We start from the raw sequence: 15,604 nt of genomic DNA, 5'->3' as shown, positions 1-15,604 counted from the left end.
CCGTTATCGTGGGGACCGCCATGGCGAAGATCTTCCAAGTGTCGGCCCGCGCGGGGATGACCCGCGTCGTCGAGCCGATTGCCCGTGCCCTTCTGCGCGCGGGCGTCACCCCCAATGCCGTCACCGTCGCGGGCACCGTTGGTGTGCTCGTCGGCGCGCTCGGCTTCGGTGCTCGCGGCCACCTGGTCGCGGGCGCGTTGATTGTGACCGTTTTCGCGCTCACCGACCTGCTCGACGGGACGATGGCCCGGATGAGCGGCGGCTCCACCAGGTTCGGGGCGTTCCTCGACTCGAGCATGGACCGGGTCGCCGACAGTGCCGTCTTCGGCGCGGTCGCGTACTGGCTGGCCACCGAGGGTGACCACTCCGGCGTGGCCGCCGCGCTGGTCTGCCTGGCCGCCGGCAGCCTGGTCTCCTACGTGAAGGCCCGCGCGGAGGGGCTCGGCATGACCTGCAACGTGGGCATCGCCGAGCGCACCGAGCGGCTGCTGATCGTCGGCGTCGGCGGAATCCTCACCGGCGTGGGCGTGAAGCCGGCGCTGGAGATCGCGCTCTGGCTGCTCGCCGCGGTGTCGATCTTCACGGTGGGGCAGCGGATGGCACACGTCTACCGCCAGGCGCAGCAGCTCCAGCCGGACGGCCAGGCGTGAGGGGACGGGCGCACACGGCGCCTCGGCGCGCGACCGGCGGCCCGGTCGCGTGAACCTCACCGAGCTGGGTTACGTCGCCGGGTGGCGGGTGGTCCGCGCGCTACCCCGGCCGTTGGTGGCGGCGGCGTTCCAGGCGGGCGCGGACCGCGCCCATCGCGGCGGCGGCAAGGGTACGGCTCGACTGCGCGCGAACCTGCGCCGGGTGGTCGGCCCGGAGCTGCCCGAGGCCGAGTTGGACGATCTCGTCAAGCGCGGCCTGCGCTCGTACGCCCGGTACTGGATGGAGGCGTTCCGGCTGCCCGCCCTGAGCCGGTCGCAGATCCTGTCCGGGTTCCGGCTCGACGGCGCCGACCTGCTCGCCGCCGACGTCGCCGCCGGCCGGGGCGCGGTGGTGGCGCTGCCGCATGCCGGCAACTGGGATGCCGCGGGTGCCTGGGTGGCGGCCACCGGTTGGCCGATCACCACGGTCATGGAGCGGCTGAAACCGGAGGGCGTCTACAAGCGGTTCACGGCCTTCCGAGAGGTCCTCGGGATGGAGATCCTGCCGACCCACGGGGGACCGCGGCCGGCGTTCGACGTGTTGCTGGACCGCCTCCGTGCCGGTGCGGTGGTGCCGTTGCTGGCCGACCGTGACCTCTCCGCCCGGGGCGTGGAGGTGGATTTCTTCGGTGGGAAGACCCGGATGCCCGCCGGTCCGGCCCTGTTGGCGCTGCACACCGGCGCGCCGCTCTACGTGGCCTCGATGTGGTACGAACCGGACGCGGCGTGCGCGTCGCTGGCCGGTCCGCTGCCGGTTCCGGGTCCCGAGGTGGGGCCTTTGGACCAGCGCGTCCGATCATTGACGCAGCTGATCGCCGACCGTCTGGCGGCGGGTATCGCCCGCCATCCGGAAGACTGGCACATGTTGCAGCGGATGTGGTTGGACCAGCGGGCGCCGGCCGGCGGCACGGGGTCGCCCACGCCGTCCTCCGGTCGGGCCTAGAGGGGGTGGGCACGGTGAGCGCGAGGAGCGCGGCGCAGCGGAGCCCCGCAGTCGCGAGCGAGGTTGGCACGGTGAGCGCGAGGAGCGCAGCGCGGCGGAGCCCCACGGTCGCGAGCGAGGTGGGCGCCGTGAGGTGGTGTCCCGCTGTCGCGGACGGGGGTCGCTGACGCATGCGGATCGGCATCGTGTGTCCGTACTCCTTCGACGTCCCCGGCGGCGTGCAGAACCACGTGATGGATCTCGCCGAGGCGTTGATCACCCTCGGCCACGAGGTCAGCGTGCTCGCCCCGGCCGACGAGGACTCCCCGTTGCCGGAGTACGTGGTGTCCGCCGGGCGGGCCGTGCCGCTGCCGTACAACGGTTCGGTGGCCCGGATCGCGTTCGGGCCGGTCTCCACGGCCCGGGTGCGGCGGTGGATCACCAACGGCGACTTCGACGTGTTGCACGTGCACGAGCCGCTCACGTTGAGCCTGTCGCTGCTGGCCGTGCTCTCCGCCCGGGGGCCGGTGGTGGCCACGTTCCACACCGCGATGACCCGTTCGCGGGTGCTGGCCGCCGCGCAGGGCGTACTCCAGATCGTGCTGGAGCGGATCACCGCCCGCATCGCGGTGAGCGCGCTGGCCCGCAAGGTCCAGGTCGAGCACATGGACGGCGGCGCGGTGGAGATCCCCAACGGGGTGGCGGTGGCCAAGTTCGCCGACGCCGAGCCGCTGCCGGGCTGGCCGGGGGAGTGCGCACCGGGTGCCGGCGGCGCGGTGGGTTTCCTGGGCCGGTTCACCGAGGCCCGCAAGGGTTTCCCGGTGCTGCGGGATGCGTTCGTGGCGCTGGCCGACAGCCGCCCCGGGCTGCGGCTGCTGGTCGCCGGCCCGGGCGACCCCGACGATCTGTACGACCAGTTCCCGGTGGAACTGCACGAGCGGGTGACGTTCCTCGGCCTGGTCACCGAACCGGACAAGGCGCGCATGCTGCGCAGCGTGCACCTCTACGTGGCGCCGAACACCGGCGGCGAGTCGTTCGGCATGATCCTCACCGAGGCCCTGGCGGCCGGTACGACGGTGGTCGCCAGTGACCTGGACGCGTTCCGGCGGGTGCTCGACGGCGGCCGGGCCGGGCGGCTCTTCCCGACCGGGGATGCGGTGGGGTTGCGCGACGCGTTGACCGAGCTGCTCGACGATCCGGCCGGCCGGGCCACCCTGAGCGCCTGCGGTGATCAGGTGGTGGCGAATTTCGACTGGCCGGTGGTTGCCCGCCGCGTGATGGAGGTATACGCAGCGGCGATCGAGGCAACCGACGGGCGGGTCATCGACCAGGAATGGGTGGGGCTGAGCTGAGCCGGTGTGACGCATGGTGCGGACGGTGACCGGGGGACCGGCGGGGCCGCGCCCAATCGGAGGCGAAACGGAGCAGCACTACGATGCCGCACATGTGGTGGGTGGTGGCCGCGAGCGTGGTCGTGGGGCTGGTCGCGGCGTACCTCATCTGGACTGCCGGGCGGGTCGAGCGGCTGCAGGGCCGCGCGGAGCTGGCGGCGCGGGCTCTCGACGCCCACCTGTTGCGCCGGGCGGCGGCGGCCGCCGTGCTGGCTGAGCGGCGCTTCGGCGTCGAGTTGTACGCGGCGGCCCGGATCGCCCTGGACGCCCACCCGGACGAGCGGGAGGCGGCGGAGAACGACCTGACCCGCCAGTTGCGCTCGGTACGGCTGGACCCGGCCGATCCGGACTGCGGGGCCGTCATCGCCGCCAGTCGCCGGCTGGCGCTGTCCCGGCAGGTGCACACCGACCTGGTCCGCGACGCCCGTTCGGCGCGCAGCCGCCCGCTGGTGCGGTTGTTGCGGATGGGGCGGGGCCGGGAGTGGCCGCGGTACTTCGACATCGACGACCCGACCCTGACGGTGCCCACGGACGTGCCCGCGAGCTGACCCGGCGGTCGCGGCGGACCGGTGAGCAGTGCCACACCGCAGGCCACCGGGGGTCTGATTGGCTGTCGGCGCGGCGTTACGCCACGCGTAGCATTTTCGCTGCCACCCCCACAGCGCGTTCGAGGAGCGATGACCCGTGCCCGAAAACACCGCACCGACCACCGGCACCACCCCCGTCGTCGGCACCGCTCGTGTGAAGCGCGGCATGGCCGAAATGCTCAAGGGTGGCGTGATCATGGATGTGGTCAACGCCGAACAGGCCACGATCGCTGAGGACGCCGGCGCGGTCGCGGTGATGGCCCTGGAGCGGGTGCCCGCGGACATCCGCGCGCAGGGCGGCGTGTCGCGGATGAGCGACCCCGACATGATCGACGGGATCATCGAGGCGGTCTCCATCCCGGTGATGGCCAAGGCCCGCATCGGGCACTTCGTGGAGGCGCAGATCCTCCAGTCGCTGGGCGTCGACTACGTGGACGAGTCCGAGGTGCTGACCCCGGCCGACTACGCCAACCACATCGACAAGTGGGCGTTCACGGTCCCCTTCGTCTGTGGCGCGACCAACCTCGGTGAGGCGCTGCGGCGGATCACCGAGGGCGCGGCGATGATCCGCTCCAAGGGTGAGGCCGGCACCGGTGACGTCTCCAACGCCACCACCCACATGCGCAAGATCCGTCAGGAGATCCGCCGGCTCTCCGCACTGCCGGCCGACGAGCTGTACGTCGCGGCCAAGGAGCTGCAGGCGCCGTACGAGCTGGTCAAGGAGGTCGCCGAGAGCGGCGAGCTGCCGGTGGTGCTGTTCACCGCGGGCGGGATCGCCACCCCGGCCGACGCGGCCATGATGATGCAGCTCGGCGCGGAGGGCGTGTTCGTCGGCTCCGGCATCTTCAAGGCCGGCAACCCGGCCCAGCGGGCCGCCGCGATCGTCAAGGCCACCACCTTCCACGACGACCCGGACGTGCTGGCGAAGGTGTCGCGTGGTCTGGGCGAGGCGATGGTCGGCATCAACGTGGACGAGATCCCGCAGCCGCACCGCCTGGCCGAACGGGGTTGGTGAGCATGGGCGGTTCCACCATCGGTGTGCTCGCGCTTCAGGGGGACGTCCGCGAGCATCTGGCGGCGCTGACCGCGGTGGGTGCGGACGCCCGCCCGGTCCGCCGTCCGGGGGAGCTGGACGCGGTAGACGGCCTGGTGATCCCCGGGGGCGAGTCCACCACGATCAGCAAACTCGCCGACATCTTCGAGCTGCGCGAGCCGATCGACAAGCGGATCGCCGACGGGATGCCGGTCTACGGGTCCTGCGCCGGCATGATCATGCTGGCCTCCGAGGTGCTGGACGGCCGCCCCGACCAGCGCGGCTTCGCCGGCATCGAGATGACGGTGCGACGCAACGCGTTCGGTCGCCAGGTCGACTCGTTCGAGGCGCCGGTGCGGATCGACGGGGTGCCAGGCGAGCCGTTCCACGCGGTGTTCATCCGGGCGCCGTGGGTTGAGCGGGTCGGCGCCGGTGTCGAGGTGATCGGCACGGTGACCGGCGGCCCGGCCGCCGACCGGATCGTGGCGGTACGGCAGGGCAATCTGCTGGCCACCTCGTTCCACCCCGAGCTGACCGGCGACCTGCGCGTGCACGCGTACTTCGCGGAGCTGGTCCGCGCCGCCTGAGCGGCCGACTCCGGCCAGCGGGCATGGATCGGGCGCCTGGGCCGTTGGTCTGAGGGTGCCCTGGCGCCGTGCCGCCGCCCCGGGCGGGTCCCGGGTGTGACATGCCGGGGTCCGACCTCGGTAAGATTGCCGCGGTTCGGCAGGGCCGTGGCCCGGCGCGGGCATCTCCCGCGGGACCGACCGGCCGCCGGATCGCCGGATCAGGCGCGGAATCGGTGCGGCAGTCGACGCAGGCGTGGAATGACAGACGGAGGTAGAAGATGTCCGGCCACTCAAAGTGGGCGACGACCAAGCACAAGAAGGCCGTCATCGACGCCAAGCGCGGCAAGATGTTCGCCAAGCTGATCAAGAATGTCGAGGTGGCCGCGCGGACCGGCGGCGGAGACCCGTCCGGTAACCCCACGCTCTACGACGCCATCCAGAAGGCGAAGAAGAGCTCGGTGCCGAACGACAACATCGACCGCGCCGTCAAGCGCGGCTCCGGCCTGGAGGCCGGCGGCGCCGACTGGCAGACGATCATGTACGAGGGGTACGGCCCGAACGGCGTGGCCATGCTCATCGAGTGCCTCACCGACAACCGCAACCGCGCGGCGACCGAGGTGCGCACCGCGCTCACCCGCAACGGCGGGTCGCTCGCCGACGCCGGCTCGGTGTCGTACATGTTCTCCCGCAAGGGCGTGGTGATCGTCCCCAAGGAGGGCACCACCGAGGACGACGTGATGCTGGCCGTCCTCGACGCCGGCGCCGAGGAGGTCAACGACCTCGGTGAGGCGTACGAGGTGGTTTCCGAGCCGACCGACCTGATCGGGGTGCGTACCGCCCTGCAGGACGCCGGCATCGAGTACGAGTCGGCCGAGTCCTCCCTGATCCCCAGCATGAACGTGCCGCTGGACGAGGAGGGCGCGCGCAAGATCTTCAAGCTGATCGACGTCCTGGAGGACTGCGACGACGTGCAGAACGTCTACGCGAACTTCGACGTCTCCGACGAGACGCTCGCACAAATCGGCTGAGTGTCTGCGACCTGCCCGGCATGACGGCGACCGAGCTGCGACAGATGGTCGGGCAGTGCGGTGTGTTCGAGGATGCGGACGCGGTACGGGATGGCGCGGGCAGCGTCCATAGCGGACAGCGTGGTGTGAGGACGCGGAGCTCTCGGTAGACAGGTTCTTGCTACGGAATCAGTCTCCGAGAGGGCTCCCCCGTGCCCGGAGAACTCGTGCGGCACGTGGCGCGTCTGCCGCGCTGAGCGGGCGTGGGGCGTGGGGCTCTCGATCGGGTACCCGGGCGCTGACCTGCCTTTCCAGCTTCCAGCTTCCAGCTTCCAGCTTCCAGGCCCAGTCGCGATCGCGGCGAACGGGCACGCCCCCCGACCAGCACCGCGTAGACCGGTGAGCGTCGACGGGTCCGCCGCCTGGTCGGCAACTCATGCTCGCCATTGACCTCCTGAAGGGTACTTATTTGCTGAGGAACATTGGCGTAACATAGGCGAAACATTGTCGGTGCGACCTTAGGAACCAGAGTGGATCAGGTGAGCCCCCCGCCCCCGTCGCACTCATGACTGACTATCGACCGACGCGGGGGCTGTCTCCGCCCCCATCAGACCCGACCGTCGAGCGAGTCATCGCCGGGGGCGCCGTGGCCGACACCCTGGCCGGGCGGCAGAAGGAGCAACCGACCGAGGTGCTCGACGTCGATGCCGTGTGGGTGCACCCGGTGACCGGCGTACGGACCCGCGCGGCGTTCGACGCGGTGTTTCGTTCGGAGCACGGCCGGCCGGTCAGCGAGCTGACGGTGAAGGTGCGGATGGTGCCGGACGCGACCGTCAGCGCGGCGGAGCTGGCCGAGACCTGGCGGTCGGTGCGCAACGGCGTGGAGGAGCACTTCAATCGGCCCGAGCACCGCTTCCGCAGGCACGGCACGCTGAAGGTCAGCGTCGAACCGGTCACCGAGGGGCCGGCGCACCTGCAGGTCGACCTGTCGCACCGGCACGAGCAGGTAACGCAGAGTCGATGGCGGCCCGGCCTGACCGGCCAGGCCTACGCGCACGAGCTCGGCCACCAGCTAGGTCTACGCGAGGAGAACCGCCACCCCGGCGAGCCGGAAGGGCTCTTGCACATCCCCGGCTCGCTGATGGGCACGTTCGACGACCCAGTTCCGGCGGAGGCCGCCGCCGAGCCGCGTGGCGGGCTCCGGCAGCGCTACCTCGACCTCGTCGAGAGTCTGATCGAGGCTCGCCGCGACGCCGGGCCGGCGCTCCGGCCGTCGGAACCCGTCGTCGAGCATTTGCCCGAGCCGCGCATGCCGGCTGTGGGCCGGGTCACCGAGCGGGTTACCCGGATGGAGCAGGAGCAGTTCGCGGGTCCGCTGCGCGACCTCACCGGGCAGCGGACCCGGCCGCTGACCCTGGACGAGGCACGCGTCTGGGCCGAAAGCAGCACCGCGCTGCCGGGCAACCCCAGGCCGACCACGGCGGAGAAGTGGGCTTACCTGCGCCGATTGGAGCAGCGCAACCGGGCCACCCCAAACCCACCGGAGCAGAACGCGGACCTGCCGACACCCGTGCGCGAGTCGAGGCTGGCCAGCCAGGACCGCCGCCCGTGGCTGGAGAAGGACACGTCGCGGCCGCCCGTGCCGACGGGCACCGTCAGGTTCGGCGATCAGCGCATGCTGCCGAAGGCGATGCCGGTCACGCCCGGACGCGACCGGCCCGCGTTCAAGCTGGTGGACGCGATCGCCCGGCACATCGGCGAGCAGGGCGGGCTGCCCCGCCCTGCGCTCGACGCGCTCGCCGCGGCGCTGCGAAACCAGCCGGAGCAGTTCTTCGGCGAGGGTTACTGGCTGCGGTTCACCCGCAACGGTGTACCGCGCGAGATCATCGTGCGGGCCGTCAACTACGGCGACTGGAGCCGCTACTCGCTCGCGCCGACGCAGCGTCCGCAGCTCGGGACGACCGTCAGCGCGTTTGCCAGGGAGGCGCTCACCCTGCACCGGCCGGTGCAGCCGAAGGTCCGGCACATCGACGATGTGCATTTCTCGGTCACCGACGTCACCGACGTGCACAACCCGTCGACGGGCACTCCGGGCGCCCGGTTCACCGTGCGTAATGGCCTGCAATGGCACCTCTCCGACGATTACACGGCTCCGCACAACCGCCGCGGCCTACCGACGGATCTGGTCTTCACCGAGCAGCAGCCGCTCGGCGTCGTGGAGGTCGAGGGCGCCGGCGCGCCGCTGCACGGCGCTGCCGAACTGGTCCAGTCGGTCTTCCCGGACTTCACCGCGGCGAGCCCGACTTACCAGAACCTGTACGACTTTTTCGCCCACCGGCTCACCGAGCATCTGCCGCAGATGCTGGCCGGCTGGACGGACGTGCCGGGGACCAACCCACCCGGTGTGCGGATCCGTGCGATCGCCGAGAGTGGCCGGCTCGCACATGCCAGCGAGCAGCCTCCGGTCCGCCCGCAGGTTCCCACCACCGCCCCGAGCGGTGACGTGAGCGGGTGGGCCGGTTCGGTGTTCAGCAACCTGTTCCGCTCGGGCGACACGCTGATGCGCGACGACTCCGGCCGGTACGGCGTCTACGACACCCGGGTCCGGTTGGAGATCCAGCGCGTCGACGGGAAGCATCAGCCGCTTGGCCCCGGTGGCCGCAGTACATACAGGATGGCGTTCCCGATCCCAGTCCGGATGCGCATGGGCGCCGGCGAGGCGATCCGGCATGCCGTCGAACCGGCAGCGGCAGCCGTGGCGTCGCCCGGGCGGGCGGCCCCGGCGGTGCTCGCCTCGGTGCTCGTCCATGGTGGCGACCAGGTCATGGTGGGCCTGGCCGAGCCGGTGCAGGCGCATTCCGCGGTGCGTGCCCTCGGGGTGCCGAAGGCCGGCCTGCCGCACCTGGCGCAGGTCAACGAGATGGTCAAGAACCTGGGCGCGGCCGCGGGGGTTACCGTGCCGCCCGAGCGGCTGCGCATCCTGGGCCAGGAACTGCTCAACAACTATCCGCAGTTGGTCGGCGGGGCGATAATCGGACTGGGTCGGGCCGAGGCGCTCATCACCATAGACCCGACGCACCCGTGGAAGGTCGCCAACCCCTCGGGCTCCTTCGATCGTCCCTCGTCGCAGAGCGGCGCCTTTCCCGGCGGTACCGAGGAATCGGCCACCGGAGGCGGGGCGCAAGGCGCCGGTGGAGCACCGGCCAAGCCTGACGGCGGCTTCCACAGCAACGAGACGATCAACGGCCGCTTCCTCACCGGCACCCACAGCACCACGCACTCCGGCACGATGGGCGTCACCAACGCCAACGCCGCAATCAGCGGTGGCTTCGGCGTCGGCCCGGGCCCGGCGCAGGTAGCCAAGGTCAGCGTGGCGCTCAACGCGACAATGAACAAGGTGTCGAAGTCCCTCACCACCGTGGAGGACGCCGAGACCGGAATGGTGGAGATCAACCGGGGTTCCTCCACGCTGCTGGCCTACGTGCCGAACTGGCGGGTGCAGCTGCGCACCGACCCCACCGTGCGCTGGGAGGACGTCCCGCACCACGCGGTCGACGGCCCGGCGCAGGAGAAGCTGCTGCTGTGGGTCAACGACCACTACCTGAGCGCCGCGCCGGACAAAACGGTGACCGTGCGGTCGCCCTCGGCTGGCGACGACGCTGGGCCGGCGCCGGTGGCACCGGGTAGACCTGCGGCGCCGAGGCCGGCACTGCCCGACAACCCGACGCCCCAGCAGACCATGCAGCACGAGACCGACCTCCGGGCCTGGAACGACGCGCAGCGCCGGTACTACGAACAGCTCGGCCGCCACCATGCCGACCTGCATCGGCACAACGAGCACCTCGACCTGCTGAAGAACCACGTCGCGCGCCAGGGGCGGCTGCCCGACACCCTCGCCGCCGCCGGGCTCACCGACTTGCCGAAGCTGTTCGACAACATCGTCGCGGAGTTGCGCGAGGCCGGGCTCGCCCTGCCGATCGGCAGTCCACAACGCACCCAGCTGTGGCAGAAGCTGTCGAATCTCGACACGAACCTGAAAAAGGCAGTCAACCACAAGGACGGCTACCGCTTCACGATCGCCGACCGCGGGCACGAACTCGCCGAAGTCACCGTCCGCACCACTCGGGACACCGCGATCGAGCAGGTCGGCGCGACCACCAACGAGGCCCCCATCGAGGAGGTTCGCACCGCCATCGAGGGAGTCAGCGGCAACCAGGCGATCTCCCAGGAGACGAAGGGGAGCGTCAGCGGCGGTGCCGACCTGGTGCCGACGACGCTGCTGAAGATGACCGCCATGGCGCACGCCTCATTCAGCTCGTCGACCTCGACGAGCCTCGGCTCGGGTCGCACCGGCCTGTGGGTACTCGTCAGCCGCTACACCGGTTTCACGAACGGCTATCAGGTACGGCTGAAGCACAAGGCTACGGTCAGTGTCGCCAACAGCCCGCAGGCCGCCCCTCGGCCGGTACGGGAGGTCTGCGGCAGTGCGCTGCTACGAGTGGCCGAGCCGGACGCCTTCACACACGGCTTCCCAGTCGACGAGGATGCGCTGACCGATAAGTCCGCCACCGTTCCGGCCCCGGGCGCTGTCCGCGGGACCGCGCCACAGCCGGACGACCCGGTCGCGGCGCCGCTGCCGTTGCACGTGCTCAACGGCAAGGGCGTGGGCCACGGCTTGATCAAGGTGGACGAGGCCGTGATCAACGACATCAAGGCCAGGTTAGAGGCCGAACTGCGGCGCACCGGATTTCTGGCACCTGACAAGGAGCACCCGTTCGCAGCGGGTAAGGGCAAGCGGGACAGCCGTGTAGACAACGCGCACCTGCTGGACAAGAAGGTCTCGGAGGCCGGCTTCGACTCCCACTACGACCCGATCCATCAGGACGGCATGGCCTTCACCCTGACTCTGCGCCACAAGGGTGGCTTCACCTCCCACGCCCGGATCACGATCAAGGCGGGGCAGCGTCTGCAGGGCTACGAGGACCACGAGGGCAACCGGCACTCGCCGTACTACGTGCGGCGCACCAACGAGTACGACAGCGTGAACCTGGCCATGGGAATGGACTGGGCGGCGCCTGGCGCTGGGGGCGGCAAGGGCGCCAGCACCGGTTTCACGGTCACTGTGGGCTACAACGGCGACAAACCACGGTACAAGTGGTTCCGCGGCTACACCATGGGCATCGAGTACTTCCGCAAAGTCAGCGCCAGCGAGGGTCTCTTCCTCATGGTCAACCGGCCTGAGCTGCTGGCGCATCCCGGCCCAGCGGACATTTTCCGGCTGCCCAGCCACTACACGGTCACCATCGACTACAGCAGCAGCAGCCTCACCATGCCACGGCCCATCGAGGTCAGGAACGCGATGGCGACCGTGCACCTCGTGCCCGCCTTCAACAATCCTGCCCGGGGCGGCCAGGCCATCTTTGCCCAGCCGACCGCCAGGGACGTCATCGATCAGGCGGTCATCCTGTACGTGGACAGCTCTGGCGTGACCAGCGCGCTCCGCGCGCTCCTGCCGGATCTACACGGCCCAGGTAAGATCAACGACGACGCGATCAGCAAGTTCGGCGGCAACATACTCATCCGCTCGCACCTCAAGGAAGTCCTCTACCGCGAGTACACCACCGACCACCTGTTCGATCCGGGGATATGGCGCGACGGCACCGCGTCGGCGGCGCTGGGCGCCACCATGCGGTCGAGCCGCTTCGCCGGCTCCACCGCCGACCAGTTCACTCTTGGCAAGATCAAACTCTGGCTCTCCCAGGCGACCCAGACGGCGAACCGCTCCCGGGGCTTCCGCATCATCCCACTGTCGCTCGCCGCTGGCGGCTCGTCGCCGTCGCCCCACAGCGACAACCTCGACCCACTGTCGTTCGCCGCTGGCGGCTCGTCGCGCCACAGCGACAACCTCGACCTGCGTGGGTCGGCCGGTGGCACCATGTGGTGGGGCGTGGCCCGGTCCGAGTCCAGCGTCCGAGCCGCGGCGAAGGAGTTCCTGGAGCTCGACTTCCGCCGTGCCTACGCGTTCGCCACCAAACTGGACTTCACCGTTGACGCCGTGCACGAGAAGCACGGCAAGCTGGCCTGGGCGTCGATCCGCAGACCCGACCAGGACACGCTCGCCGACAAGGAGATGCTGTACCTCCTCTCCGAGCCCGACGCGTTGACCGCCTATGCCAAGGACAGGGTGCCCGTCCCCGACGAACTGCTGGTCAACGCCCTGACGTCCTGGGGCGACGGCACATTGCAGCTCAGCGGCAACACCGTCGCAGGGCTGCTGGCCCGCCGGTTCGCGGACATGTGGTCACGTCCCGAGCTCGGCGCATGGCGCCAGGAGATGAGCCGGGTTCCGCTGGCCGTCTGGGCGAGCATGGTGAAGGCCAGGCACGACAACGGCGAGCTGTACATCACCGGAGATGCCGCGGCGCGCTTCAACGAAATGTTCCCGAGGCTGGCCGTCGGAAGTGGTGTCAACCCGTTCGCCGACCGGTGGATCCCGCCCTATCTGACCCGAACCGGCCCGAAGGCGTTGGGGCACAGCGGCATCCAGGAGCTGAAGTTCGATGGCGATCCCGCCCGTGGCATCCCGGCGGGTTCGAGCGCATTCTCGTTCGTGCACGCCATGGTGGAACGGGCCGCGCCCGGCCTGCTGGCAAAGCGGTCCGAGGAGTGGGGGGACGACGACGGCCCCGTCCTCGGACGGCTACAGGGCGGCATCGATGCCCTGCAGGCGCTGCTCTCCGGCGGGCGGGAGCAACCGCTCGTCGAGGACATGTTGCACAAGGACGGCGTCAGTCTCGTGCTGGCCAACCGGATCGGCGGGGTGCTGCACGACGCCGTCCTGGTGAACCTGAAGTACCGGATGGTCTCCCGGCCGGAAGTGAACGACTTCGTGCCCGGGACCGGCCTGGAGAACTACACGCATGGCTACAACGGCCGCAGCGAGGGCAAGTCGCGGGAGTTCGGCTACTCGGCGAGCGCCGGGCTGGCCGGCCGGGGGTCGCTCGGCCACCACAATCCCGGCGACCCGACGAACGATCTGCCCCGGGGCGACCTGGGCGCCGGCCTCGGCGCGAAGGTGGGCACGGGCAGCCACACGAGCGTGACCCGCGCGCAGACCGAGAGCAACCAGCAGACCGTCTACGACTGGAACGGGGACTACCGCGCAGAGGTTCGACACCGCCTGGATGTGGAAGTCCGCCGGGTCGACCTGGCGGGGCAGTTCCTGAACAGACCGCTCACCGCCACCTACCGACTGCTGGCCGGCCACGCGCAGCCGGTGCGGGCTTCCTTCACCGGCACCACGGTGCTGAAGATCCCGCGCAGCATCGGCGACGCCCGGCCCATGGCGGGCCCGCACCTGCCGGACTACCGGGCGCTCGTGGACTGGCCGGGCGACGGCTACCTGAAGGCGTCGCTGCTCGATGACGCACCGGCCGTCGCCCGCAAGCTGCTGGCCGACCTGGTCGGAAGCGAAGCCGACGACCCCGCCTTCCTGTCCAGCCTCTCGCTGCCCATCGAGTTGTCCCGCACGCACCTGCAGGGGCACCTGCACGAGGCCATCGGCGGCAAGGAGTATCCGCTCGGCGATGACATCTTCCTGCCCGGTCGCAGCAGCTATCGGGTGCGGATGTCGTTGGTTGGAGACCTGTTAAACCTGCAGATCGTCGCGCCGATCAGCGGCAACGGCCCGGGCGCGTTACGCAAGACCCAGGACGGCACGTCGTTCGCCCACTCCACCGACTCGCCCCGGGCCGGTTGGAGTCTCGGGGCGGACGGCGGCGGCGCCACGCATATCAAGGACTTCGCCCACCAGACCAGTCCGTGGAACAGCGACACGGCGACCGGCGAGGCCGGCACCGGCGCCGACCACACCCACAACCAGGGCACCGCACACACCGAGAACTACCGCCGCGAGCAGCACGTCAAGCAGCAGGGCCCGACCTACCTGGTGCAGATGCGCGGCAAGTTCCGGCTGGTGGCCCGCCGTACGGTCGCCAACATCGTGCTGCCCGACCAGTCCGGCAACTGGAAGTGGAGCGACCCGTTCAGCGGCGACGTCTACGCCCTGCTGACCGCCGGCGAGGTTCACGAGCTGCGCCAGCGCATGGCGAAGCTGCCGCCGCGCACGGCCTCCGACACCGACCCGGCCACCTCGCCGGGCCCTCGGGCGGGCACCCCGCGACGCGACCTGATCGACCAGCTCGACAGGGTAGGGCGAGACGGCTACGACCAGTTCGCGGCGGCGGGCGAGGTGGCGCAGCGGCTACGCGCCGACGTCGGCGGCGGGCCTCGATCGTCGTCCGTCCGCCCGCCCTCCGGCTTGGTGCTGACCAGTCGGGAGGGCCATGTGATCGTGCGCACCTTCGAGGCCACCCTCGCGTGGGCGGAACAGGAGCTGACCGGCCTGGGGGCCGCCACGGAGCTCGCCGCGGTGCGACACGAGCAGCAGCAGCTGGCCGAGCTGCGGAGGCTGGCCGACGGGCAGCCGAGCGCGGTGGCGGCCCGCCGGCTGACCGAAGCCCAGAAGATCGACATCGGAATCACCAACCGGGTTATCGCGCTGCACGGCGACAACTGGCAGGAGGCCGTCGGCCGACGGACGCTGCCCCCGGTCGGCCTCAGTCCGGTGCAGGTGGGCCGGCAGGTAGCGCACGAGTTGGAGACCTACGTCGACATCGAGCACACCGCCGTCGACGGCACCGTTTCCCGACATCGGATCGACCCCGAGGGGCGGGTCGTGCGGCTCGGGGGCGCAGGTCAGCTCGAGACGGTGCAGCCACAGGGTGCGCCACAAACCGCAGCCTCCGGCGCGCCCGAGGTGGCCTTCGCTCCCTCGACCATCCCGTTGGTGCCGTCCTTCGAAGGCGGATCGGGCGACGACGAGACAATACGGGACGAGCGGACACGTGATGTGGCGCGGCCGCAACCTGCCGTGGGCAATGTGGGCCAGCCGCACCGGCTTACCGTTGCGGCGGTGGCTCGGCTCAACTCCCAGCACGGTGAGCCGCAGAGGCCGGCAGGCGACGCCACGTCGAGTATGGAGTACATGTCGAGCACATCGCAGCAGACGTACCGGCCCGTGGTGGCGACCAACGGAGTGGTGCGCGGCGTGCCCAACCGGCGTGTGGCGTAGATATCTTTCGACCCGTATCGCAACGGCACCATCACTCAGGTGGTGGTGTCAGGTGGCTTCGTGATCCTCGACTTCCCAACGAACGGTGGAGAGGCACCATGATTGATCTGACCGGCGCTCACCTTCACCCCGGCAGCGTGGTCCGCGTTCGTGACGCTCGCCAAAGCAGCCGAATAGCCTGCCGCGCGGCTTCGCGGCAACGAGGGATCGGGTCGCCGAGAGGTCGAGATGTACGCGGAAGCCTGAACGCTTCGCCGCCGCGTCGTTGAGCAG

8 protein-coding genes are annotated in these 15,604 nt (G+C 70.5%); all 8 read left to right on the top strand.

Annotation, left to right across the window (positions count from 1 at the left end):
* The first annotated feature begins 20 nt into the window (after window positions 1-20).
* The 8 genes from pgsA to AB0H52_RS20975 all read left to right on the top strand — a co-directional run bounded on the left by pgsA (window position 21) and on the right by AB0H52_RS20975 (window position 15,331).
* Window positions 21-650 carry a phosphatidylinositol phosphate synthase gene (pgsA, locus tag AB0H52_RS21010; RefSeq protein ID WP_151488362.1) on the top strand — a complete coding sequence of 210 codons (630 nt, stop codon included), beginning with the start codon at window positions 21-23 and terminating at the stop codon, window positions 648-650.
* A gap of 49 nt (window positions 651-699) precedes the next feature.
* Entirely contained in the window at window positions 700-1,632 is a 933-nt protein-coding gene (locus AB0H52_RS21005; RefSeq protein WP_151488363.1) for a phosphatidylinositol mannoside acyltransferase, read from the top strand.
* Window positions 1,633-1,802: 170 nt separating this feature from the next.
* On the top strand, window positions 1,803-2,963 hold the full coding sequence (locus AB0H52_RS21000) for a glycosyltransferase family 4 protein (protein WP_151488364.1): 1,161 nt from the start codon (window positions 1,803-1,805) through the stop codon (window positions 2,961-2,963).
* An 83-nt stretch (window positions 2,964-3,046) separates the two neighbouring features.
* A complete protein-coding gene (locus AB0H52_RS20995) occupies window positions 3,047-3,550 on the top strand; it encodes a hypothetical protein (RefSeq protein WP_151488365.1) in 504 nt (167 codons plus the stop codon).
* A gap of 136 nt (window positions 3,551-3,686) precedes the next feature.
* Window positions 3,687-4,604, top strand: coding sequence for a pyridoxal 5'-phosphate synthase lyase subunit PdxS (pdxS, locus tag AB0H52_RS20990; RefSeq protein ID WP_151488366.1), 918 nt, complete (start codon window positions 3,687-3,689; stop codon window positions 4,602-4,604).
* Window positions 4,605-4,606: 2 nt separating this feature from the next.
* Window positions 4,607-5,209: a pyridoxal 5'-phosphate synthase glutaminase subunit PdxT gene (pdxT, locus tag AB0H52_RS20985; RefSeq protein WP_151488367.1), complete on the top strand. Its 603-nt coding sequence runs from the start codon at window positions 4,607-4,609 to the stop codon at window positions 5,207-5,209.
* A gap of 260 nt (window positions 5,210-5,469) precedes the next feature.
* Window positions 5,470-6,219 (top strand): YebC/PmpR family DNA-binding transcriptional regulator, encoded by a 750-nt coding sequence (locus AB0H52_RS20980; RefSeq protein ID WP_151488368.1) that lies wholly within the window; start codon window positions 5,470-5,472, stop codon window positions 6,217-6,219.
* Window positions 6,220-6,844: 625 nt separating this feature from the next.
* Window positions 6,845-15,331: a hypothetical protein gene (locus AB0H52_RS20975; protein ID WP_151488369.1), complete on the top strand. Its 8,487-nt coding sequence runs from the start codon at window positions 6,845-6,847 to the stop codon at window positions 15,329-15,331.
* The last annotated feature ends 273 nt before the right edge of the window (window positions 15,332-15,604 follow it).

The sequence above is a fragment of the Micromonospora sp. NPDC050695 genome (assembly GCF_040654415.1).
In the GTDB taxonomy this organism is placed as follows: domain Bacteria; phylum Actinomycetota; class Actinomycetes; order Mycobacteriales; family Micromonosporaceae; genus Micromonospora.
The sequence above is the reverse complement of the archived record's forward strand: the minus strand, read 5'-3'. Positions and strand labels throughout refer to the sequence as shown.

Bases quoted from the DNA above. Each gene is read 5' to 3' on its own strand.
- pgsA (WP_151488362.1), top strand. From the start codon at position 21: ATGGCGAAGATCTTCCAAGTGTCGGCCCGCGCGGGGATGACCCGCGTC.
- AB0H52_RS21000 (WP_151488364.1), top strand. From the start codon at position 1,803: ATGCGGATCGGCATCGTGTGTCCGTACTCCTTCGACGTCCCCGGCGGC.
- AB0H52_RS20995 (WP_151488365.1), top strand. From the start codon at position 3,047: ATGCCGCACATGTGGTGGGTGGTGGCCGCGAGCGTGGTCGTGGGGCTG.
- pdxT (WP_151488367.1), top strand. From the start codon at position 4,607: ATGGGCGGTTCCACCATCGGTGTGCTCGCGCTTCAGGGGGACGTCCGC.
- AB0H52_RS20980 (WP_151488368.1), top strand. From the start codon at position 5,470: ATGTCCGGCCACTCAAAGTGGGCGACGACCAAGCACAAGAAGGCCGTC.